This window comes from Brachybacterium sp. AOP29-B2-41 (genome assembly GCF_052378395.1).
In the GTDB taxonomy this organism is placed as follows: Bacteria; Actinomycetota; Actinomycetes; order Actinomycetales; family Dermabacteraceae; genus Brachybacterium.
On record NZ_JBQSXR010000006.1, the window covers coordinates 34,758 to 53,982 of the forward strand.

General features: G+C 70.7%; 18 protein-coding genes and 1 tRNA gene. 8 read left to right on the forward strand and 11 right to left on the reverse strand.

Features of this window, described 5'->3' with window-relative positions; translation table 11 throughout:
* Nucleotides 1-22: 22 nt before the first annotated feature.
* Both ACT3T9_RS07615 and ACT3T9_RS07620 read right to left on the reverse strand, forming a co-directional pair.
* Nucleotides 23-1,369, reverse strand: coding sequence for an alkaline phosphatase family protein (locus ACT3T9_RS07615; RefSeq protein WP_444606235.1), 1,347 nt, complete (start codon nt 1,367-1,369; stop codon nt 23-25).
* A gap of 242 nt (nt 1,370-1,611) precedes the next feature.
* Entirely contained in the window at nt 1,612-2,034 is a 423-nt protein-coding gene (locus ACT3T9_RS07620; protein WP_441443998.1) for a VOC family protein, read from the reverse strand.
* A gap of 214 nt (nt 2,035-2,248) precedes the next feature.
* On the opposite strand from ACT3T9_RS07620, the gene ACT3T9_RS07625 reads away from it, so the two are divergent.
* Together ACT3T9_RS07625 and ACT3T9_RS07630 are read left to right on the forward strand one after the other, a co-directional pair.
* Complete coding sequence (locus tag ACT3T9_RS07625; RefSeq protein ID WP_441443997.1) at nt 2,249-3,163, forward strand: sulfurtransferase; 915 nt, start codon at nt 2,249-2,251, stop codon at nt 3,161-3,163.
* On the forward strand, nt 3,160-3,639 hold the full coding sequence (locus tag ACT3T9_RS07630) for a SufE family protein (RefSeq protein WP_441443996.1): 480 nt from the start codon (nt 3,160-3,162) through the stop codon (nt 3,637-3,639). The genes ACT3T9_RS07625 and ACT3T9_RS07630 overlap by 4 nt, the downstream gene beginning before the upstream one ends.
* A gap of 24 nt (nt 3,640-3,663) precedes the next feature.
* Here ACT3T9_RS07630 and ACT3T9_RS07635 read toward each other — a convergent pair whose 3' ends face one another.
* Nucleotides 3,664-4,533 carry a hypothetical protein gene (locus ACT3T9_RS07635; protein WP_441443995.1) on the reverse strand — a complete coding sequence of 290 codons (870 nt, stop codon included), beginning with the start codon at nt 4,531-4,533 and terminating at the stop codon, nt 3,664-3,666.
* Between the two features lie 187 nt (nt 4,534-4,720).
* Here ACT3T9_RS07635 and ACT3T9_RS07640 point away from each other — a divergent pair, with 187 nt between their 5' ends.
* On the forward strand, nt 4,721-6,079 hold the full coding sequence (locus tag ACT3T9_RS07640) for a M20/M25/M40 family metallo-hydrolase (protein ID WP_441443994.1): 1,359 nt from the start codon (nt 4,721-4,723) through the stop codon (nt 6,077-6,079).
* Between the two features lie 17 nt (nt 6,080-6,096).
* Here ACT3T9_RS07640 and ACT3T9_RS07645 read toward each other — a convergent pair whose 3' ends face one another.
* Nucleotides 6,097-6,780 (reverse strand): TetR/AcrR family transcriptional regulator, encoded by a 684-nt coding sequence (locus ACT3T9_RS07645; RefSeq protein WP_441443993.1) that lies wholly within the window; start codon nt 6,778-6,780, stop codon nt 6,097-6,099.
* Between the two features lie 72 nt (nt 6,781-6,852).
* Here ACT3T9_RS07645 and ACT3T9_RS07650 point away from each other — a divergent pair, with 72 nt between their 5' ends.
* On the forward strand, nt 6,853-7,707 hold the full coding sequence (locus tag ACT3T9_RS07650) for a hypothetical protein (protein WP_444606236.1): 855 nt from the start codon (nt 6,853-6,855) through the stop codon (nt 7,705-7,707).
* A 314-nt stretch (nt 7,708-8,021) separates the two neighbouring features.
* The gene (locus ACT3T9_RS07655; RefSeq protein WP_441443991.1) at nt 8,022-8,303 is read left to right on the forward strand and encodes an HPr family phosphocarrier protein; all 282 of its coding nucleotides are present in this window, start codon (nt 8,022-8,024) and stop codon (nt 8,301-8,303) included.
* A 113-nt stretch (nt 8,304-8,416) separates the two neighbouring features.
* On the opposite strand, the gene ACT3T9_RS07660 is transcribed toward ACT3T9_RS07655, so the two are convergent.
* From ACT3T9_RS07660 to ACT3T9_RS07670, 3 genes are all read right to left on the reverse strand, one after another.
* Nucleotides 8,417-8,502, reverse strand: a tRNA-Ser gene (locus tag ACT3T9_RS07660).
* Nucleotides 8,503-8,566: 64 nt separating this feature from the next.
* Nucleotides 8,567-9,427, reverse strand: coding sequence for a universal stress protein (locus tag ACT3T9_RS07665; RefSeq protein WP_441443990.1), 861 nt, complete (start codon nt 9,425-9,427; stop codon nt 8,567-8,569).
* A gap of 144 nt (nt 9,428-9,571) precedes the next feature.
* Entirely contained in the window at nt 9,572-10,501 is a 930-nt protein-coding gene (locus ACT3T9_RS07670; RefSeq protein ID WP_444606237.1) for a helix-turn-helix domain-containing protein, read from the reverse strand.
* Between the two features lie 522 nt (nt 10,502-11,023).
* On the opposite strand from ACT3T9_RS07670, the gene ACT3T9_RS07675 reads away from it, so the two are divergent.
* Together ACT3T9_RS07675 and ACT3T9_RS07680 are read left to right on the forward strand one after the other, a co-directional pair.
* A complete protein-coding gene (locus ACT3T9_RS07675) occupies nt 11,024-13,156 on the forward strand; it encodes a prolyl oligopeptidase family serine peptidase (RefSeq protein WP_444606238.1) in 2,133 nt (710 codons plus the stop codon).
* Nucleotides 13,153-15,279 carry a S9 family peptidase gene (locus tag ACT3T9_RS07680; RefSeq protein WP_444606239.1) on the forward strand — a complete coding sequence of 709 codons (2,127 nt, stop codon included), beginning with the start codon at nt 13,153-13,155 and terminating at the stop codon, nt 15,277-15,279. Before ACT3T9_RS07675 ends, ACT3T9_RS07680 begins: the two co-directional genes overlap by 4 nt.
* On the opposite strand, the gene ACT3T9_RS07685 is transcribed toward ACT3T9_RS07680, so the two are convergent.
* From ACT3T9_RS07685 to ACT3T9_RS07700, 4 genes are all read right to left on the reverse strand, one after another.
* Nucleotides 15,272-16,048 (reverse strand): SDR family NAD(P)-dependent oxidoreductase, encoded by a 777-nt coding sequence (locus ACT3T9_RS07685; protein WP_441443986.1) that lies wholly within the window; start codon nt 16,046-16,048, stop codon nt 15,272-15,274. The two genes, ACT3T9_RS07680 and ACT3T9_RS07685, sit on opposite strands and share 8 nt — an antisense overlap.
* Before the next feature lie 71 nt (nt 16,049-16,119).
* Nucleotides 16,120-16,959 carry a MetQ/NlpA family ABC transporter substrate-binding protein gene (locus ACT3T9_RS07690; protein WP_441443985.1) on the reverse strand — a complete coding sequence of 280 codons (840 nt, stop codon included), beginning with the start codon at nt 16,957-16,959 and terminating at the stop codon, nt 16,120-16,122.
* A gap of 32 nt (nt 16,960-16,991) precedes the next feature.
* Nucleotides 16,992-17,693 (reverse strand): methionine ABC transporter permease, encoded by a 702-nt coding sequence (locus ACT3T9_RS07695; RefSeq protein WP_442332041.1) that lies wholly within the window; start codon nt 17,691-17,693, stop codon nt 16,992-16,994.
* On the reverse strand, nt 17,690-18,706 hold the full coding sequence (locus ACT3T9_RS07700) for a methionine ABC transporter ATP-binding protein (protein WP_441443983.1): 1,017 nt from the start codon (nt 18,704-18,706) through the stop codon (nt 17,690-17,692). The genes ACT3T9_RS07695 and ACT3T9_RS07700 overlap by 4 nt, the downstream gene beginning before the upstream one ends.
* 227 nt (nt 18,707-18,933) lie before the next feature.
* Between ACT3T9_RS07700 and ACT3T9_RS07705 the strand changes: the two genes are divergently transcribed.
* Nucleotides 18,934-19,224 carry a hypothetical protein gene (locus ACT3T9_RS07705; RefSeq protein WP_441443982.1) on the forward strand — a complete coding sequence of 97 codons (291 nt, stop codon included), beginning with the start codon at nt 18,934-18,936 and terminating at the stop codon, nt 19,222-19,224.
* Nucleotide 19,225 lies beyond the last annotated feature (1 nt).

Sequence of the window (19,225 nt, forward strand, 5' to 3'; positions counted from 1 at the left end):
GGCGCCTGCGCGAGCTGAGCCCTCAGACTCGGGCCCGCAGGATCTCGCCGAGCACGGCGCCGTCGGCCTCGGGGAACTCCAGGCCCAGCAGATGGGCGAAGGTCGCCGCCTCGTCGGGGACGGTGCAGCGGTGGAAGCGCACGCCCTCGGCGATGTCGGGGCCGGCCATCGCGAAGACTGCCTGGATGTCCTGCTCGGGCAGGTGACCGTGCTGGGAGATGAGGAAGGTGTAGTCCTCGTCGAAGCGGCCGTACAGCGAGCGGCCCTCCCACAGGTTCTGGAAATTCGTGCCGCTGGTGCCCTCGAGCACGCCGAGGAAGGGGCCCGCGTAGCCGTAGTCCTCGGTCATGTCCGCCAGCGGGTGGAAGGCCGCGACGGGGATCTCGGGATCCTCGACCCAGTCCTCGACCAGGGCGAGCACCTTCTCGAGCGTGGTCTCGTCGGCCTCAGGGTTCAGATACAGCTGGCCGGTGAGCCCGCAGCCGTGCACCCAGGCGTCCCAGCTGCTGACGTCCCCGGACTCGTCGAGTCGCACGAAGCCGCGCTCGACCAGCAGGTTGTTGCCGCGGAAGCAGCGGCCCACCTCGACGTGCCCGTGATCGGAGACGATCGCGACGTTGGTCTCCTCCGCGATGCCTGCGTCCTCGAGGGCGTCGAGGATCTCGCCGATCCAGCCGTCGACGCGCTCGAATGCCTCCTTGACCTCGGGGGTGAAGCGGCCGGTGGAGTGGCGTGCGGAGTCCACGTCGACCAGGTGCACGAACAGCACGTCGGGGCGGTCGGTGCGGAGGATGTCGGTGGCGACGGCGGTGTTGAAGCGGCCGAAGACCTGCTTGCGCTCCCAGCTGATCTCGCCCGCGTGGCGGTCCACGTACTCACGCCCACGGGGCGTGGAGGCGTCCCTCAGCACGGCGAGGGTCTGCTCGAGCCCGGCCCGGTCCCAGATCTCCGGCACCGCGATGTCGATCGAGGGCGACCAGCCGGTGACCGGCCAGCCCACGCTCGCAGTGGTGAGACCCTGCTCCTTCGCGAGGTCGAAGATCGTGGGGCTGGCGATGTCGCGCGCGTCCCAGAACCAGTCGGGCACGCGGACACCCGGGGAGACCTTCTCGTTGGCGTAGATGCCGTGCCCGTCGGCGGTGCGGGCGGTGGTCTGCGAGGTGTGGTTGGGGTAGGTCACCGTGGGGTAGATCGCCTCGGCGCTGCCCCAGCCCCCGGCGAGGATGCGGGCGAAGTTGGGCAGAGTGCGGGCGAACGGCACGTCGACGTCGCTCATGGCGTCGACCGAGAGCACGACCAGCCGGCGGCGTCCCTCGGGGGCGGTGCGGGCGGGGCTCTCGGGACGGGAGGTCTGGACGGTATCGCTCACGGGGACTCCTCAGGGGCGGCGCGGGTGGAAGCGCTCCCACGCTAGGAGCACTCGGTCACGTCCCGGGGACGCCGCGGTGAACGCGACGGGAACAGGTCCCTCGGATCCGTTCATCGTCGCCCGTGCCGCTCCACCCGTCCGGAGGTGGAACGGCCCGGAGTCAGGGCTCCGGCCCACGCGGGAGTGGTCGCCCACCGGGGGCGGTCGCTCACCGGAGGCGGCCACTCACCGGAGGCAACTACTCACACGGAGCGGCACAGGCAGAACGGGTGGCCCGCCGGGTCGAGGTAGACCCGGAAGCCGCCCGATCCGGAGGGCTGATGATCGTGGACGACAGCGCCGAGCGCCAGTGCGCGCGGTTCTGCGGCGTCGATGTCCGAGACCGCGAAGTCCAGGTGGAACTGCTGGGGATGCTCCCCACCCGGCCAGGTCGGGCGCTGGTAGTCGTCGATGCGCTGGAAGGCGAGGGTGGCCTGCCCGCCTGGCTCGTCGGCCGAGATCCGGCCGGTCGGCGGCAACAGCTCGGCCCAGTCGGAGTCGCTGCCCTCCTCCACGCGCCAGCCCATGAGCTTCGCGTAGAAGGTCGCGAGCTGCAGCGCGTCGGGGCAGTCCAGAACGGTGACATCGAGCAGGGGGATGACGGGTTCCTGATCCGGGTTCTCCATGCGCCCACCGTAGGAGCCGGACGGGCGCATGGGAAGGGGTGCGGGCTGCCCGCTCCGAGCGCAGGGAGATGCGGCATGGACTCTCCGCCGCGAGCGAAGGGGGCGAGGCGAGGGCTGTCCGCCGAGGGCGAAGGGCTCGGTGCGCCATTGGCCGCGCTCCGGTGACAGACTGGGGGTACATGTCGCGCGCCATCGACCGTCGAAAGGTGAACTGATGACCGTTCCTGTTGATCCCACGCCTGCCCTGCAGGAGTACACCCACCCCGAGAAGCTGGTGACCACGCAGTGGCTCGCCGACCAGCTCGCCGCCGGGCGCCCTGATGGGCTCGTGGTCGTCGAGTCCGATGAGGATGTGCTGCTCTACGAGACCGGCCATATCCCTGGCGCGGTGAAGATCGACTGGCACCTGGATCTCAACGACCCGGTCACCCGCGACTACGTGGGCGGCGAGGGCTTCGCGAAGCTCATGGACGCCTCCGGCATCACCCGCGACACCACCGTGGTGGTCTACGGCGACAAGTCCAACTGGTGGGCCGCCTACGCCCTGTGGGTCTTCGAGCTGTTCGGCCATGCGGACGTGCGCCTGCTCGACGGCGGCCGTGCGGCCTGGCAGGCCGAGGGTCGAGAGCTGACCACCTCGGAGGACGGCAAGCCCGCCCCCACCAGCGGCTACCCCGTCATCGAGCGCGAGGACGCCCCGATCCGCGCCTACCGCGAGGACGTCCTGGACTTCCTCGGCGGGCCGCTGATCGATGTGCGCTCCCCCCAGGAGTACTCCGGCGAGCGCACCCACATGCCGGACTACCCGCAGGAGGGCACCGTGCGCGGCGGGCACATCCCCACCGCGCGCTCCGTGCCGTGGGCCCGCGCCGCCGCCGAGGATGGCCGCTTCAAGCCGCGCGCCGAGCTCGAGGCGATCTACCAGGGAGAGCTCGGTTTCGAGACCTCAACTCCCACGATCGTGTACTGCCGCATCGGAGAGCGCTCGGCGCACAGCTGGTTCGTGCTCACCTACCTGCTGGGCTTCGAGAACGTGCGCAACTACGACGGCTCCTGGACCGAGTGGGGCAACGGCGTGCGCCTGCCGATCGCGCAGGGCACCGAGCCGGGCGAGGTCCCCGCGCGATGACCGACGGCACGTCCACCTCCGACACTGCGTCCGGCGCAGGTCTCCCCGAGTCGTTCGCGGAGATCGCCGACGACTTCCACGCCCTGACCGGGCGGGATCGGCTGCAGCTGCTGCTGGAGTTCTCCCACGGCCTGCCCGCCCTGCCGGAGCGCTACGCCGAGCATCCCGAGCTGCTCGAGCCGGTCCCGGAGTGCCAGTCACCGATCTTCCTGATCACCGAGGTGGAGGGCACGGGCCGCGAGGCGACCGCGCGCCTGTTCTTCTCCGCCCCGCCGGAAGCGCCGACCACCCGCGGCTTCGCAGCGATCCTCGCGGAGGCGCTGGACGGCCGCAGCGTCGGCGAGGTGCTCGACACCCCGGAGACGGTCACCGGCGCGCTGGGCCTGGCCGAGGTGGTCAGCCCGCTCCGGCTGAACGGCATGGCCGGGATGCTCGCCCGGATCAAGCGCCAGCTCACGGTGAAGGCCGGCCTCTGACCTGACGAGGCTCTGTGCAGTGAATCAGAGCGGCGGGGTGCGGGGCGTGCCCCCCGGCGGCTTCTGCTCCCCGCCCGTCGTGCCGCGGTGGCCGTACCGTTCGTACGCCCTGCCCGCGGCGCGCTCCGCGCCCGAGCGCAGCACCCCGAAAGCCGCGCGTCCCGCCTCGGACTGCGCGAACTCGAAGGCCGATCGCGCCCGACGGCTGAAATCGGCGCGCTCCTCGGCAGTGGCGTGCTCATCCCCGGGGCCGCCGGCCGGCGAGGCGAAGTCCCCGTCGTCCTCGCCGCTCTCGACCCGGGCATGCCGGTCCCGCGCCACCTTCAGCTCGAGCGGCACCCGCACCTGCCGCACCAGGGCGGTGCGCATGTCCTCGCGGATCTGGGAGGCCTGCTCGTCCAGATAGTCGTCGAGCGCGATCGCCCCATCCTGCAGCGCGAAGGCCCTGCCCAGCAGGAACGACGCGAGATCAGAGGCGACCTCGGGCGAGAGGCCGTAGGCATCGGAGGAACCGCGCGCCTCGCGGAGCTCCACCGCGTCATCGCGCTCCAGCGGGCTGGGAGCGATGTCCACGGCGCTCAGCACGTCCTCCACAAAAGCGTGGAAGGCGGCATCCCCGGGCACATCGGCCTGGCGCAGCTCCACCCGGCTGGTCCCGTCGGGCAGACGCAGCCGGGAGATGCCCTCCCGCGCGAACTCATCCTTCGCAGCGCGGCGCAGCAGGCGCCGTGCGGCCCGCTCCAGATGACCGGCATCCGCATCACGGGAGATCTCCGGCGCGACCGCCCTCGCGTCGGCGATCAGGGAAGCACGGGCGCCCGAGGCTTCGGCGCGCCTGCGCACCGTGCCCGGCAGCGCGGCGAGCCGTTCGCGGAACGTGAAGATCTGCACCATGGGCGCACCTCCTGGAGGAGTAGGCGTGAGGTCCCCATCGTACGGACGCCAGAGCCGGAGGCCGAGACCTGAGACGGAACGGCCGGACACCGGCTTCCCGGCCGCCCGCCTCGAGGACTGATCCCTTCCGCGCGGCCCGGGTGCCGCCGAGTACGGTGAGGACACCCGACCCGAGGAGGACCCCGGCATGCCGATCGCCGCCCCCACCGCCGACGAGCTCATCACGCTGCAGGACGAGGCGGTCCGCTTCACCCGCGAGCTGATCCGCATCGACACCACCAACTTCGGCGGGAACGACCCCGCCACCTGGGGCAAGGGCGAGACCGAAGCTGCGGAGCACGTCGTCGCGGCGCTGCGCGAGGTGGGGCTCGAGCCGACGGTCATCGAATCTGCGCCCGGCCGCCCCAGCGTGATGGTGACGATCCCGGGCGAGGATCGCTCGCGCGGCGGGCTCATCCTCCACGGCCACCTCGACGTGGTGCCCGCGAAGGCGGAGGACTGGTCGGTGGATCCCTTCGCCGCCGAGCTGATCGACGGCATGATCTACGGCCGCGGCGCCGTGGACATGAAGGACATGGTCGCGATGCTGCTCGCGATCGCCCGCCATCTCGCCCGCACCGGACAGGTCCCTCCCCGGGACCTGATGTTCGCCTTCTTCGCCGACGAGGAGAACGGCAGCGTGTGGGGCGCGCAGTGGCTGGTCGAGAACCACCCCGAGCTGTTCGAGGGCATGACCGAGGCGATCAGCGAGGTGGGCGGATACTCGATCACCCTTCCCGAGAAGGAGACCGGCCAGGACGTGCGCGCCTACCTGGTCCAGACCGCCGAGAAGGGGATCGCCTGGGGGCGCCTGCGCGCCCACGGCCGGGCCGGCCACGGCTCGGTCCCGAACGACGAGAACGCGATCGTGCGCCTCGCCCGCGCGATCACCGCGATCGACGAGCACGAGTTCCCGATCGAGTTCATCGCCAGCGTGCGGGCCCTGTTCGACGGGATCACCGAGATCACCGGGGTGGGCTGGGACGAAGAGGACATCGAGTCGTTCCTGCCGTTGACCGGCGGGGCGCGCCACTTCGTCTCCGGCACCCTGCGCGACTCGGCGAACCTGACCATGCTCGACAGCGGCTACAAGGTCAATGTCATCCCGCAGACCGCGGAGGCCGGCATCGACTGCCGCTTCCTGCCGGGCCACCAGGAGCAGCTGCTGGAACTGCTGGACGAGCTGGTCGGGGAGCATGTCGAGGTGGTCATGGACCACATCGGCGTCTCGGTCGACTCGCCACGGGAAGGACCGCTGGTGGACGCGATGACCGCCGCCATCCAGGCCGAGGACCCGGGATCCCGGGTGCTCCCCTATGCCCTGAGCGCGGGGACGGACAACAAGCCGCTGAGTGCGCTGGGGATCACCGGCTACGGCTTCGCACCGCTCCAGCTGCCGGCCGATCTCGACTTCGCCCCACTGTTCCATGGAGTAGACGAGCGGGTGCCGGTGGACGCGGTGCGCTTCGGCGCAAGGGTCCTGCTGCGCCTGGTCAGCGACTGCTGAGCCGGCCGCTCAGACGCTCAGTCCTCGAGGGCGTCGTCCGGGTCTGCGGTGCGGCACAGCGCGAGCAGCTCGGCCGCCGCGATCGGATCCTCCGGACCGATCCCCGTGTACCAGCTGGGCGCGAAGGCCAGGACCGTCTCCAGCAGGGAGGTGGCGTCGAGCGACTCGCCTTCGGTGGCCCGCTGCTCGGTCTCCACCAGCCACTGCGCGGCCAGGGCCAGCGCCGAGCCCGCGATGGAGCGGCCTGCCGACTCCGTCCGCAGGCGGACAGGCACCCGATCGCCGAGGCGGGTCAGGGCTTCCCCGTGCAGCTTCGTCATCGTGTCGACCAGGATCATGAAGGTCCGGTGAGAGAACTTCCAGTCCAGCGCACCGCGCAGGAATGCATGATGCCGCTCGACATAGGCCACGAACATCCCGAAGCCGAACTGCACCGCGTCCTGCAGGCTCTGCTTCTCCTGGGAGAAGACGACCCCGCGCTTCCAGGCGGCATCGAACATCTGCTGGAGCATCGCACCCATCAGGTCATCGAGCCCGGAGAAGTGGCTGTAGAACGCGGCCCGGCTGACACCGGCTCGCTTCGCGAGGGCATTGACCGTCACCTCCCCGTCGAGGGCGGTGAGGTCTCGGGCGGCGGCGAAGATCGCGGCCTTGGTGCGTGCCGGTCGGGGATCCGGGGCGCGGTCGCTCATGCTGGGCATCTGCCCATAGTAGCCCCGAGAAGATGTCCAGGGCCTGCACCGATACGTCGACCACTGCGGCAGGATGGGGGCATGCGCTCCTTCCTGTCCGGCCTGACCGGACACCACCCGCCGCAGGGCCACCCGCTGCTGGAGGGACTGCGGGGACAGACGATCGTCCACACCCGTGTGGCCTCCCGCGGCACTTGGACCATCACGGCCAGAGGCTGGGTGCTGCAGTCCCGGATCCAGCAGCTGGACGGCCCCGCGCTGACTGATGATCCCCCGGCTGCCGTCGGCCTGCGAGACCCCCGTCTGGTGGGGGCCGCGATCCACGGCGCCGAGCTGCTCGGCGACGGCCTCCTGAGGCTGGCCCTGCAGAGCCCGCAGGGCCCGCTGCGGCTGAGCACCGTCCCCCGCTGGAGGCTCGAGGCCCCGCGCGGGGCTCTGCTCCAGATCGCGGACAAGGGCGAGATCACCTCCCGCCCGGCTGGGCCGCCGCTGCACGCCACCCCTGCCGCCCTCGCCGAGCACGCCGCGTCCACCCGCAGCGGCATCGAGGAGCGCCTGCTGGCGATGGGTCGCGAGCAGTGGCTGCATCCCGGGCATGTGGTCACCGTCCTCGCGAATGCGGGGGCGCTGGACGATGCCGAGTTCGAGCGGCGCGGACCGCTGCTGCTGGCCCGGCTGATCGCCCGTGAGGAGATCCGGGCCGGTTTCGTGACCGCGGGCCGCTTCACCCCCTGGAACCTGCCGACCCAGGACATCATCGAGCACATCGCCACCACCTGGACAGCGATCGGCGGGCGTACACCAGACGCCGACATGATCGCGTGGTTCGAGCTGACCGACCTCGGCCGCGCGGCCCTGGGCCCCACCAGCGACCAGACCATGCCGCCGGGGATGTCGGGATACGACTCCCCCGGCATAGTCGGCGGCGCCCGGTGAGCATCCCCCTGCGCTCCCCGGTGCCCGAGCCCTTCCTCGACGCTCGGCCTGACGCGCGGCCCGGCGCCCTTCCTGGGCGCGCTTCCCGCCGCCCCCTCGGCGCTCCCCCGATGCTTCTGAGCCCGACACCCCTGACGGTTCCCCTTCACGATAATCGTGGCGGACGCCCGGACCGGGCCGATTCTGGTCGGCTGTAAGGTTTCTCTCTGGTCACCAGAACAGCTGGTGAACAGCGGCCGAACCATGGGCGAGTCACCGTCGGCGGGTGAGCGGCGTTACGCTGAGGGTCGTCCCACGTCGAGAAAGGCGTCCCGATGCCAGCACGTACCGTGAAGGTCGCGAGCACCAGCGGCCTCCATGCCCGCCCCGCGGCGATCTTCTCCCAGTCCGCCAGCGAGCAGCCTGTCGCCGTCACGATCGAGACGGCAGCCGGCGGCCCCGTGAAGGCCTCCAGCATCCTCATGCTGCTCACGCTGAACGTCGACCACGGCGACGAGGTCACGCTCCGCGCCGACGGCGAAGGCGCCGAGGAATCCCTCGAGAAGCTCGCATCCCTCCTGGAGACCAATCTCGACGAAGAGTTCCGGGACCGCTGATCACGCAGTCGCCTCGCGGGCATGCTCGCGAGGATGGGGCGCGGGTATGACGAAGGCCCCCGTCGAAATCCGACGGGGACCTTCGTGAACCTGGCATATCTCCAGGTCAAGAGCGGTAGCGGCGGGATTTGAACCCGCGGTGGCTATGAACCACACATCATTTCGAGTGATGCACCTTCGGCCGCTCGGACACGCTACCGTCGGACAGCTTAACTGCCACGGCACCGTGCGTTCAAACCCGCCGCCCGTGGACGCGAGTCACATCACTCGTCCGAGGTCCCCCGGACCACCGTGACATTGCCGGTGGCATGCAGCACGGTCGCCTGCGCGGTCGAGCCGACACGGCCGCGGCTGAGACCGCGATGGCCGAGGACCAGCATCCGGGCACCGTCCGCCGCAGCCAGGAGCCCTTCGGGCACGGTGCGGTCTTCGAGCATCCGCGCCTGGACCTCGAGTCCCTTATGCCGTGCGGCCGCTCGCGCCGCACCCTCGTCGAGCATCTCCCGCGAGCGGCTGCCTGCGCTCCAGGCCTCCGCCCCGCTGCCGTAGGGAGCGTGGCCCCCGATCTGGACATGGACCACCCGGAGCACGCAGCCCCAGGCCGCGGCGAGATCCGCAGCCACATCGATGGCCTCGCCCGCCGCCTCGGAACCGTCATAGGCGGCGAGCACAGGACCCGCCCGGTACTGATCAGAGCGGATCACCACGACCGGGCAGCCTGCGTCATGGAGGATGCCGCGGCTCACCGAGCCGAGCAGAGCACCCAGCACCACGCCGAGGCCCCGGGTGCCCACGACCAGCAGATCGGTGCTGCCGGAGATCTCCGCGAGCACCTCCCGCGGCATCCCCGCCAGCAGCTCGGCGGTGACCGGCACCTCCGGGAACTGTGCGGTGACCTTCTCCGCAGCGTCGTCGAGCAGGCGCCTGGCCTGATTGCGGGGCCCGGCCGGATCGATCACAGGGATGCCGGACATCCCCTGCCCGAGCAGCGGCCAGGACCAGGCATGGACGAGATGCACCCCCGAGCCGGTGCTCTGCGCGAGCTCGGCGGCCCAGCGCACGGCGGCCATCGCCGCGGTGGTGTCGTCGTATCCCACCACGATGTTCGAACCGGTCAGAACCATGACCCACACCTCCCTGTGCGGCCCACCGACAGTCACTCCACAGTACGCCGCCGCCTGCGTCCTGACGAGGAGCGGAGGTCCCGCGCTGTGCATCCGTCAGCCGGTGACAGCCCGGCGGCGGGAACGGCAGGCTCACTCGGGCTGTCAGGTGCCCGTCAGCATGAGCTCGTCGTCGTCATCCTCCTCGAGGTCCCCCCACTCCCAGCGCAGCCCGAATGTGCCCGGACCGAACCGGGCATCGCTGATCTGGAGTCGGTCACGACGGTCCAGCCGCGCCTGCGTCACCGTCTCCCCGGATTCAGTACGTCGATACCGCTCGAACCCCAGCGGCCTGCGATCCCCCCGGAACTCGACCTCGAGGAGCACATCGTTCGCGCGGCGAGGCACGCTGTACATCGCCGCGGTCAGGTCGGTGGCCTTCGCCTTCATCTCCACGCGATACGCGAGCGTCGCCACCTGGCCGGCGTCGAACATCCCGTCCACCTTCAGCTCCACGCCGTAGGCACGGTGCTCGGGCCACACGACCCGCCGGCCCACCGTGCAGCCTTCGAGAGGGATGAACTCGGGGGCCACGTTCGGCTCGGAGGGCTCGAGCAGATGCACTGCGGGAAGCCGGCAGGTCCCCGACTCGAGCGCACGCACGGTCAGTCGGTAGTCGAACCTCTGCACCTCGCGTGTCGAGTCGATGACGACGTGCTGGTGGAACACCCGTTCGTGGGCGTACTGCTGCGGTGCCTCGAACCCCAGCTCGCCGAGCGCTCGATGGAACACCTCTCGGCGGCCGCCCCGGCCCACGAAGCTGGCGGGCTGGACGGATCGTCCGCGCAGCCGCGGTGCACCTACCAGGTCCGCGAGCGCGTCCGGCGCCTTGCCCAGCAGCTCCTCGAGCGCCGCGACCACGCCCAGCGACTGCTCTCCGCCGGGGAGGCTGCGTCCGGACTGCCAGTTGCTCAGGGTTGCGACGCTCACCGGGCGGTGCCGGGAGCGCAGCCGTTGGGAGATCACGGTCAGGGACAGGCCGCTCTGCTCGATCGACTCGCGCAGCACGGAGGCGAAGCGTTCGCCCTCGCCCATCGCCACCTCCTCGCCCATCCTCTGCGCGCCGACGTTCTCGGACCTTCCGTCCGGCCTCGACGAATCTGCTCGTCCGGACAGCCGTTCACCATTTCTTACAAACCTCTAAAACCCTGAGCGTACCGTTCATGACGAACCTCACACCCGAGTCCCAGCAATGAGTGGAACGGAAGGTCAGAGCGCGATGCATCTTGCAGTCTCGTCTTGGCGCGGCTCTCCGGCTCACCGTGTGCTCGCCACTCGGCAGCTCCAGTTCAACCGGTCGCAGCGCTACGACCCCTCCCCGGCCACGATGGCTCATCGTCGAGCCACCGTCACGGTGAAGGGTGGCTCCATCATGCACCCGATCTCCCTGCGCAGTCGACCCTGCACGATGCCGTACGGCGACGGAGCCGTCGGTTCCCGTGATCCCTGAGCCGCAGCAGGGTGCCTGCCATCTGATACACCACGATCCATGAGGCCGACGTGACCGTGGGGTGACGCAGTTCGACGACACGGCCACCCCGAGAGGAAAGCCGCACCATGACTCAGCACACCGTCTCCCCGACGGACTCCGCCCGCATCCCCCTGGACAGATCCGCCTTCGCTCCGCCCCGCCCCGCCCCGCATGCCCTCGAACGCACCTTGTTCGACGACACCACGCCCGTCCCCTATCGCTGGCTCCGTGATTCCCGCGCCCCCGAGGTCATCGACCATTTCGCGGCGGAGAACGCGTACACCGACCAGCACACCGCCCACCTCGAGGCGCTGCGCATCGAACTCGCCGCCCGGACCGATCAGCCCACTCCCCACCTCGAGCTCTCCGCCCCGGTGCTGCTGGACGGCTGGTGGTACATCGACCGTGCAGATCCCGCCGACGGCGCGACCTTCTCCCGAGTCCGGGACCATGACTCACTGCGCGGCCCCTCCGGAACCCCGCAGATCGTCCCTGGCAGGCTTCTCGACGGCGAGAAGATCCTGATCGAGGACTGCGTGGGGACGATCGGCATCGCGATCTCTCCCGACCATCGGCTGGTCGCTAGGGCCGAGGCCTCGCTGGGCGGATGCCGCGTCATCGTCATCGACGCCGAGAGCGGCGAGGAGGTCGACCGCTCGATCGTCGGCGCCGGGCCGGATCTCGTGTTCTCGGCTGATTCCCGCAGCCTGCTGCACACTCGGCTCGACGATCTCGGCCGCCGCCATCAGGTCCTCTGCCACCAGCTGGGCACCCCGGCCGCGGAGGACGCGGTGCTGGTCGAAGAACGGGACCATTGGGCACAGCTCTCGCTGTCCCGCGCACGGGACGGCTCCGCGGCGCTGATCCGCTCCTCCTCCCCGACCGGCAGCGAGGTGTGGCTCGTCGACCTCAGCTCTCCCCGCACAGCGCCACGCTCGGTGACCGGTCGGGTCCGAGATGCGCATCCCGTGGTCGAGCACGCCGGGGACAGACTGCTGGTGATCACCGAGGAGCGCGGGAGCCGCCGCAGCGTTCTCCGCCAGGCTCCTCTGGATGCCGCCGGGGAGCTGCCGGACGGTCCGGCGCTGCTGACCGCTCGCGACGGCGAGCACTTCGAATCCGTCGAGGCCTTCGCCGGCGCCGTCGCCCTGCAGATGCGGTGCGACGGGCTCCCTGAGGTGCGGATCCTTCCGCGCTGCCCGGACGGCTCGCTCGACATCCTCGGCATGTATGTGATGGGGCGCCGCGGCGAGCTGGATGCGGTGCGCATGGAGCCCACCCCGGACTGGCATCAGCGGACGCTGCGCTACCGGCTGGACAGCTTCCTCACCCCGCCCAGGATCATCGAGCACGACCTGGACACCGGCGCCAGCACCGAGCTGCTGCGCGTCGATCTGCCCGGCTACGACGCCTCGCGCTACGTCGAGCGCCGGCTGTGGGCGACCTCGGCCGACGGCACCCGGGTGCCGATCTCGCTGTTCGCGCGGAGCGACGTCCCGGCCGACGGCACCGCCCCCTGCCTGCTCTACGGCGAGGGAGCTTTCGGCACCGCGGTCGATCCGATCCTGCAGCTCGAGTCGCTGGCCATCGCAGACCGCGGCGTCGTCATCGCGGTCGCGCACGTGCGCGGCGGCGGCGAGCTGGGCCCGAACTGGCACCGGCAGGGGCGGGGGCTGCGCAAGACCAATTCCTTCGACGACTTCGTGGCCTGCGCGGATCATCTCGTCGCAACCGGTTGGGCGGCCGAGGGCAGGCTGGGCGCCGTCGGCACCGGTGCCGGCGGTCTGCTGGTGGGCGCCGCGGCGAACCGTGCCCCGCAGCGCTTCCGGGCGGTGGTCGCCGGCACACCCCTGGTGGACCCGCTGGAGACGCTGCTGGACTCCGACGTGATGCTCACGCTCGAGGAGTGGGCGGAATGGGGTGATCCGGCGGGCGATGAGGCGACCTATCGCTCCCAGCGCGGATACAGCCCCGCGGAGAACATCCGCGAGACCGAGTACCCGGCGGTCTTCGCCTGGACCGCGCTGGAGGGCACGGACGTCCCGGCCGCCTGCGCCGCGATCTGGGTCGCACAGCTGCGCGAGCGGGTCACCTCCGATCCCGCCCTGCGACCGATCCTGCTGCGCGCCACCGCCACCATGGGCTCCGCCGGCGACCCCCGGGTCGAAGGCGTGGCCTGGCTCCTCGACCAGCTGGGCGCGGCTACCCTCGGGGAATGACCAAGGAGCACCCCACCGCCCCCGTTTCGTCCCCCGCCCCCGTCAAGCGCCCCACCGAGCGGACCTTTCACGGCGACACCGTGGTGGATCCGTATGAGTGGCTGCGGGAGAAGACCGACCCCGAGGTGATCGCCCACCTCGAGTCGGAGAACGCCTACGCCGATGCCCGCACCGCCCATCTGGAGGGGCTGCGTGCGACGCTGGTGGAGGAGTTCATCGGCCATACCCAGGAGACCGACCTCAGCGTGCCGGTGCGCCGCGACCACTGGTGGTACATCACCCGCACCACCGCGGGAGACGACTACCCGAAGTTCACGCGGGTCGCCGATACCGGCACCCTGCCCCAGGTCGAACCGGGGGCGATGCTCGAGGGCGAGCAGGTTCTCCTGGATGCGCAGGCCGAGGCCAAGGATGCCGAGTTCTATTCGCTCGGCGGGCTGGCCCCGTCCCCCGACCACACCCTCTACGCCTCGGCGGTCGACACCGCAGGCGATGAACGCTTCACGCTCCGGGTCAAGGACCTCACCTCCGGGGAGATCATCGACGAGGCGGTCACGGGCGCCGGCTACGGGCTCGCCTTCTCCGCCGATCAGCAGTGGCTGTTCTATGCCCGGGTGGACGACTCCTGGCGCCAGCACCAGATCTGGCGGCACCGGATCGGCTCCGACGCGAGTGAGGACGTGCTGGTCATCGAGGAACCCGATGAGCGGTTCATGATCGGCTTCGACCGCTCGCGCGACGGTTCGACCCTGGTGATCCAGGCCGGTTCCACCACCACCACCGAGGCCTGGCTGCTGGACCTCACCGACCCGACCGCGGCCCCCGTGCCCGCAGGCGGGCGCCGCGAGGGGGTGGACTACGGGGTCGAGCACGCCGGCGACCGGCTCCTGATCGTGCACAACGACGGCCACCGCGGCTTCGCCCTCGCCCAGGCGCCGCTCGCGGCGCCGGATGCCTGGGAGGAGCTGCTGGTCGCGGCCGACGGTGAGCGCCTGCTCGCGGTCGAGGCCTTCGCGAGCTTCGTCGCTCTCGAGCTGCGCAGCGGCGGGCTCGCGAGCGTACGGCTGATCCCTCGGGCGGCCGACGGGTCGCTGCTGGTCGCCGAGGCCGCCGACATCACCCACGGCGGGGAGCTGGACACCGTTGAGCTGGACGCGAATCCGAACTGGGACCAGAGCACGGTGCGCTATCAGCTCACCAGCATGCTCACCCCCACCACCGTCGCCGAACGGGACCTCGCCAGCGGCGAGAGCACCGTCCTGCGCGTCACCCCGGTGCCGCACTACGACCCCTCCCTGTACGTCGAGCGTCGCGAGTGGGCACGCGCCGAGGACGGCACCGCGATCCCGCTCAGCGTGGTGGCACGACGGGATGTCCCCGCCGACGGCACCGCTGCGGGCTACCTGTACGGCTACGGCTCCTACGAGGTCTCGATCGACCCGTCGTTCGTCCCCACCCGGCTCTCCCTGCTGGACCGCGGAGTGGTCATCGCGATCGCGCATGTGCGCGGCGGCGGCGAGATGGGCCGCGACTGGTACGAGCACGGCAAGCTGCTGGAGAAGAAGAACTCCTTCAGCGACTTCGTGGCCGCCGCGAAGCACCTCACCGACTCGGGCCTGGTGGCTGCGGGCCGGCTCTCCGCCGAGGGTCGCAGCGCCGGCGGCCTGCTCATGGGCGGCATCGCGAACCTCGCCCCGGAGCAGTTCCGTGCGGTGATCGCGGGTGTGCCCTTCGTGGACGCGCTGACCACGATCCTGGATCCCTCGCTGCCGCTGACCGTTGGCGAGTGGGAGGAGTGGGGCGACCCGCTGCATGATCCGGCGGTGTACGAGTACATGCGCGAGTACACCCCGTACGAGAACATCGCCGCGGTGGAGTACCCGGCGATCTTCGCCTCGACCTCGCTGAACGACACCCGGGTGTTCTTCGTGGAGCCCGCGAAGTGGGTGGCGCGCCTGCGCGAGACCGTCACCAGCGATCAGGCCGAGCGCCCGATCCTGTTCCGCTGCGAGATGGTCGCCGGGCACGGCGGCCGCTCGGGCCGCTACCGCAAGTGGGAGCAGCGCGCGGACGAGCTCGCCTGGCTGCTGGATCAGCTCGGAGCGACCGAACTCGTCAGCTGACCAGGTACCCGCCGTCGACGGGGATCTCGGCACCGTTGATCATCGAGGCGGCGTCAGAGGCGAGCCAGACGGCGACGTCGGAGACCTCGCGGGGCTGCGCGAAGCGGGAGAGCGGGATGCGGGCGAGCATCGGCGCGGCCTTGGCCGGCTGCTCGCCCCACACCGTCCGCCCCATATCGGTGAGCACCACGGTGGGGCAGATCGAGTTCGCGCGCACGCCGTGCTCGCCGAGCTCGAGAGCGAGGGTGCGGGTCGCCATGACCAGCCCGGCCTTGGCGGTCGAGTAGGCGTAGTGCTCGGCTAGGGGACGCAGCGCGGCGGCGGAGGCGATCGTGAGGATCGCCCCGCCGCCGGAGGCCGCCATCGCCGCCCCGGCGCGGGCGGCGAGCAGGGCGGGGGCCCGCAGGTTCACCCGCAGGGTCTCGTCGAAGTGCGCAGTATCCAGTGCTGCGACCGACTCGGGGTGGGAGAGGCCGGCGTTGTTGACCAGCACGTCCAGGCCCTCCATCAGGGCCGAGGCCTCGCCCCAGAGCCGGTCGGGGACGTCGGGGTCCGCGAGGTCCGCAGCGAGCACCGCGGTGACGATGCCGTGCTCCTCGGCGAGCCGCGCGGCCGGCTCCTCGAGCGAGGACGCGTCGCGGGCGCTCAGGACCAGATCGGCACCGGCGGCCGCGAAGGCGCGGGCGATGTCCGCTCCGATCCCACGGCTCGCACCGGTGATCAGGGCGCGGCGGCCGAGAAGGGGACGGGGCTGATCCTGGGAGGTCATCTCCTCAGGCTAGCGGCCGTCCCCTCGTCGGCTCAGACGGCTGGCGCAGAAGGCCGGTTCAGAGGGCCCGCTCAGAAGGCAGGGATCACTGCGCCGGAGTAGGTCTCCTCGAGGAAGGCGCGCACGTCCTCGGAGTGGAGCAGCTCGTCGAGCTTCTTCAACGCCGCGTTCTCGACGTCCTCGGTGCGGACCACGAGCATGTTGGCGTAGGGGTTGTCCTCACCGGACTCGAGGGCGAGGGCGTCCTCGGCGGGGCTGAGGTCCGCCTCGAGGGCGTAGTTGCCGTTGATCACGGCGATCGCGTAGTCGCCCAGGGTGCGGGGCAGCAGCGCCGCGTCGATCTCCTTGAACTCGAGCTGCTTCGGGTTCTCGGCGATGTTGTCGATCGTCGCCTCGGTGGGCTCGATCCCGTCCATGAGCGCCAGCAGGCCCTCGGAGGCGAGCAGGGCGAGGGCGCGGCCGCGGTTGGTGGGATCGTTCGGAACGCCGACGGCGGCGCCCTCCTCGATCTGATCGAGGCTGGTGAGCGACTCGGAGAAGATGCCCAGCGGCTCGATGTGCACGCCCTCGAAGGGGGTCAGCTCGTAGCCGTTCTCCGCGATCTCGGTCTCGAGGTAGGGCAGGTGCTGGAAGAAGTTCGCATCCACCTCGCCCTCGCTGAGCAGGCGGTTCGGGATCGGGTACTCGGTCTGCTCCTGCAGGTCGAGCTCGAGCCCGGCGTCGGCGGCGAGGTTGTCCTTGACGAAGGTCAGGATCTCCATGTGGGGCATGGGAGTGGCGGCGATGCGGATCGTGGTGGTGCCACTCTCCTCGGTCAGCGGGGCCTGCTCCTCCCCGCCGCAGGCGGCGAGGGTGAGGGCGGCCAGGCCGGCGCCAGAGGCGAACAGGGTACGGCGGGAGATGGTGCTCATGGCGGGGTCCTCCAAGGACGGTGGGGTGGGGTTCAGACGGTGCGGGCGCGGTGGTCGACCGCGCGGGCGAGGCGGGAGCCGAGCATCTGCACCAGGATCACGATGGCGATCAGCAGGATGACGGTCACGATGATCATCTCGGTCTGGTAGCCGGTGTAGCCGCGGTTGTACGCGAGCTGGCCGAGACCGCCGGAGTTCACGGAGCCGGCCATCGCGGTGTAGCCGATGACGGCGATCGTGGTGGTGGTGATCGAGCCGATGATGCCGGGCAGCGCCTCGGGGATCAGCACCTGGCGGATCACCTGCCAGCGGCTCGCGCCCATCATCCGCACCGCCTCGATCTTCCCGGCGGGGATCTCCCGCAGGTTCAGCTCGAACAGCCGGGCGGCGAAGGGCACCGCGGCGATGGTCAGGGCAATCATTGCGGCGTTCGGGCCGGTGGAGCGCCCGGTGATCGCGGAGGTGACCGGGATCAGCGCGATGATCAGGATGAAGAACGGGAACGAGCGCAGCACATTGACCACGAAGCCGACGACCTGGTTGATCGTGCGCACCAGGGGGGAGGCGGACCCTTCGGTCTCGAACAGGGCGATGCCCAGCGGCAGGCCCAGCAGCACCGTCAGCAGCATCGTCACGGCGGTCATGTAGAGGGTGACCAGAGTGGCCTCCCAGGGGCCGCCGTCCCAGCGGGTCAGCAGCGGGTTCGACAGCCACTCCTGCAGGATCTCGATCATGCGGTCACCTCCGTCGCGACCACGCCGGCCGCCTCGAGCTCGGTGAGGAAGGCGGCGAGCCCCTCGGCGCTGATCGCGGCGCCGGAGCTGTTGCGCAGGGCGAGCTGCACGCGACCCACCTGGCGGCCGCCGATGGTCTCGATGGTGCCGGCGACGAGCGTCGCCTCGGCCTCGTAGGTCTCGGCGAGCTGGATCAGGTCCTCTGTGGTGCGGAAGCGCTCGGAGTTCCCGTAGTCGCAGTTCACCACTAGGGCGTCGATGCCGGTGGGCGCCGGCGGCAGCGGGATCAGCTCGGCGCTCAGCGGGCCGTGGGGATCTGCGGCGACGTCGAGCAGGTCACCGGTCTGGGTGATCCGCCCGTCCTGGAGCAGGGTGACGGTGTCGCAGACCTCACGCACCACCCCCATCTCGTGGGTGATGATCACGACGGTGATGCCGAGGCGCTCACGCAGGTCACTGATCAGGCGCAGGATCTGGCGGGTGGTGGAGCCATCCAGGGCGCTGGTGGGTTCGTCGCACAGCAGCACCTTCGGCTCGGCGGCCAGTCCGCGGGCGATGCCCACGCGCTGGATCTGCCCGCCGGAGAGCTGCGCGGGGTGGTTGTGCTCGCGCCCGGTGAGGCCCACCAGCTCGACCAGCTCGGCCACGCGCTGCTGACGCTGCGCGCGGGGCACGCCGGCGATCTCGAGCGGGTGGGCGATGTTCTGGGCGGCGGTGCGGGAGTCCAGCAGGTTCGCGTGCTGGAAGACCATGCCGATGTTGCGGCGGGCGGCGCGCAGGGCGGCACCCTCCAGCGCGGCGATGTCGGTGCCGTCCACCTCGACGCGCCCGGAGCTGGGCTTCTCCAGCCCGGTCAGGCAGCGGATGAGGGTGGACTTGCCGGCACCGGAGCGGCCGACGATGCCGTGCACGCGGCCCGGCTCGAGGTGGAGGTCGATACCGTCGAGCGCGACGACGGGGTCTCCGCCGCCGGGTGCGGGGAAGACCTTCGTGAGGCTGTCGAGAGTGATCACCAGGGCAGTACAGCACCCGCGACCGGATGCACCGAAGCATCCCGTCATATGGCGAAACAAACGTCACAGACCTGCAGGTCCGTGTGTGGAGGAGGTCACGCCCGGGGCTCTGTAGAGACCTCCTGAAGCCTCGTCTGACATTTCTCATGGGTGGGCCATGACGTTCCCACTCCAGGCGGTGAGGTGGCGCCCTACTGGCCGGAGCCGGTTCTGGGGAGAGTGGGGGCATGACATCGACACACCGCACCGACCCTCCCGCCGACCGCTCCGCAGGTCGCTCCTCCGAGCGATCCGTCCTGATGGACCTCATGGCCTTCACCCCCTCCGCGACCCTCGGCCGCGAGCTGCTCGCCCTGTTCGCGAACCTGGCTCTGGTCGGGCTCATCGTCCTGGTGCTCCAGCCCGAGACCCTCGTCACCGCCGTCATGTTCGCCGTCGTCGGCCTCTTCATGGGGGTCCGACTGGTGGTCGGCTTCCGCACCCGTGGCTACGCCGCTGATCTGACGGGAGGGCGCTGAG

Coding starts and splice junctions, on each gene's coding strand:
- ACT3T9_RS07620 (WP_441443998.1), bottom strand. CDS start 2,034: ATGGAGAACCCGGATCAGGAACCCGTCATCCCCCTGCTCGATGTCACC.
- ACT3T9_RS07625 (WP_441443997.1), top strand. CDS start 2,249: ATGACCGTTCCTGTTGATCCCACGCCTGCCCTGCAGGAGTACACCCAC.
- ACT3T9_RS07630 (WP_441443996.1), top strand. CDS start 3,160: ATGACCGACGGCACGTCCACCTCCGACACTGCGTCCGGCGCAGGTCTC.
- ACT3T9_RS07635 (WP_441443995.1), bottom strand. CDS start 4,533: ATGGTGCAGATCTTCACGTTCCGCGAACGGCTCGCCGCGCTGCCGGGC.
- ACT3T9_RS07640 (WP_441443994.1), top strand. CDS start 4,721: ATGCCGATCGCCGCCCCCACCGCCGACGAGCTCATCACGCTGCAGGAC.
- ACT3T9_RS07645 (WP_441443993.1), bottom strand. CDS start 6,780: ATGCCCAGCATGAGCGACCGCGCCCCGGATCCCCGACCGGCACGCACC.
- ACT3T9_RS07650 (WP_444606236.1), top strand. CDS start 6,853: ATGCGCTCCTTCCTGTCCGGCCTGACCGGACACCACCCGCCGCAGGGC.
- ACT3T9_RS07655 (WP_441443991.1), top strand. CDS start 8,022: ATGCCAGCACGTACCGTGAAGGTCGCGAGCACCAGCGGCCTCCATGCC.
- ACT3T9_RS07665 (WP_441443990.1), bottom strand. CDS start 9,427: ATGGTTCTGACCGGTTCGAACATCGTGGTGGGATACGACGACACCACC.
- ACT3T9_RS07670 (WP_444606237.1), bottom strand. CDS start 10,501: ATGGGCGAGGGCGAACGCTTCGCCTCCGTGCTGCGCGAGTCGATCGAG.
- ACT3T9_RS07675 (WP_444606238.1), top strand. CDS start 11,024: ATGACTCAGCACACCGTCTCCCCGACGGACTCCGCCCGCATCCCCCTG.
- ACT3T9_RS07680 (WP_444606239.1), top strand. CDS start 13,153: ATGACCAAGGAGCACCCCACCGCCCCCGTTTCGTCCCCCGCCCCCGTC.
- ACT3T9_RS07685 (WP_441443986.1), bottom strand. CDS start 16,048: ATGACCTCCCAGGATCAGCCCCGTCCCCTTCTCGGCCGCCGCGCCCTG.
- ACT3T9_RS07690 (WP_441443985.1), bottom strand. CDS start 16,959: ATGAGCACCATCTCCCGCCGTACCCTGTTCGCCTCTGGCGCCGGCCTG.
- ACT3T9_RS07695 (WP_442332041.1), bottom strand. CDS start 17,693: ATGATCGAGATCCTGCAGGAGTGGCTGTCGAACCCGCTGCTGACCCGC.
- ACT3T9_RS07705 (WP_441443982.1), top strand. CDS start 18,934: ATGACATCGACACACCGCACCGACCCTCCCGCCGACCGCTCCGCAGGT.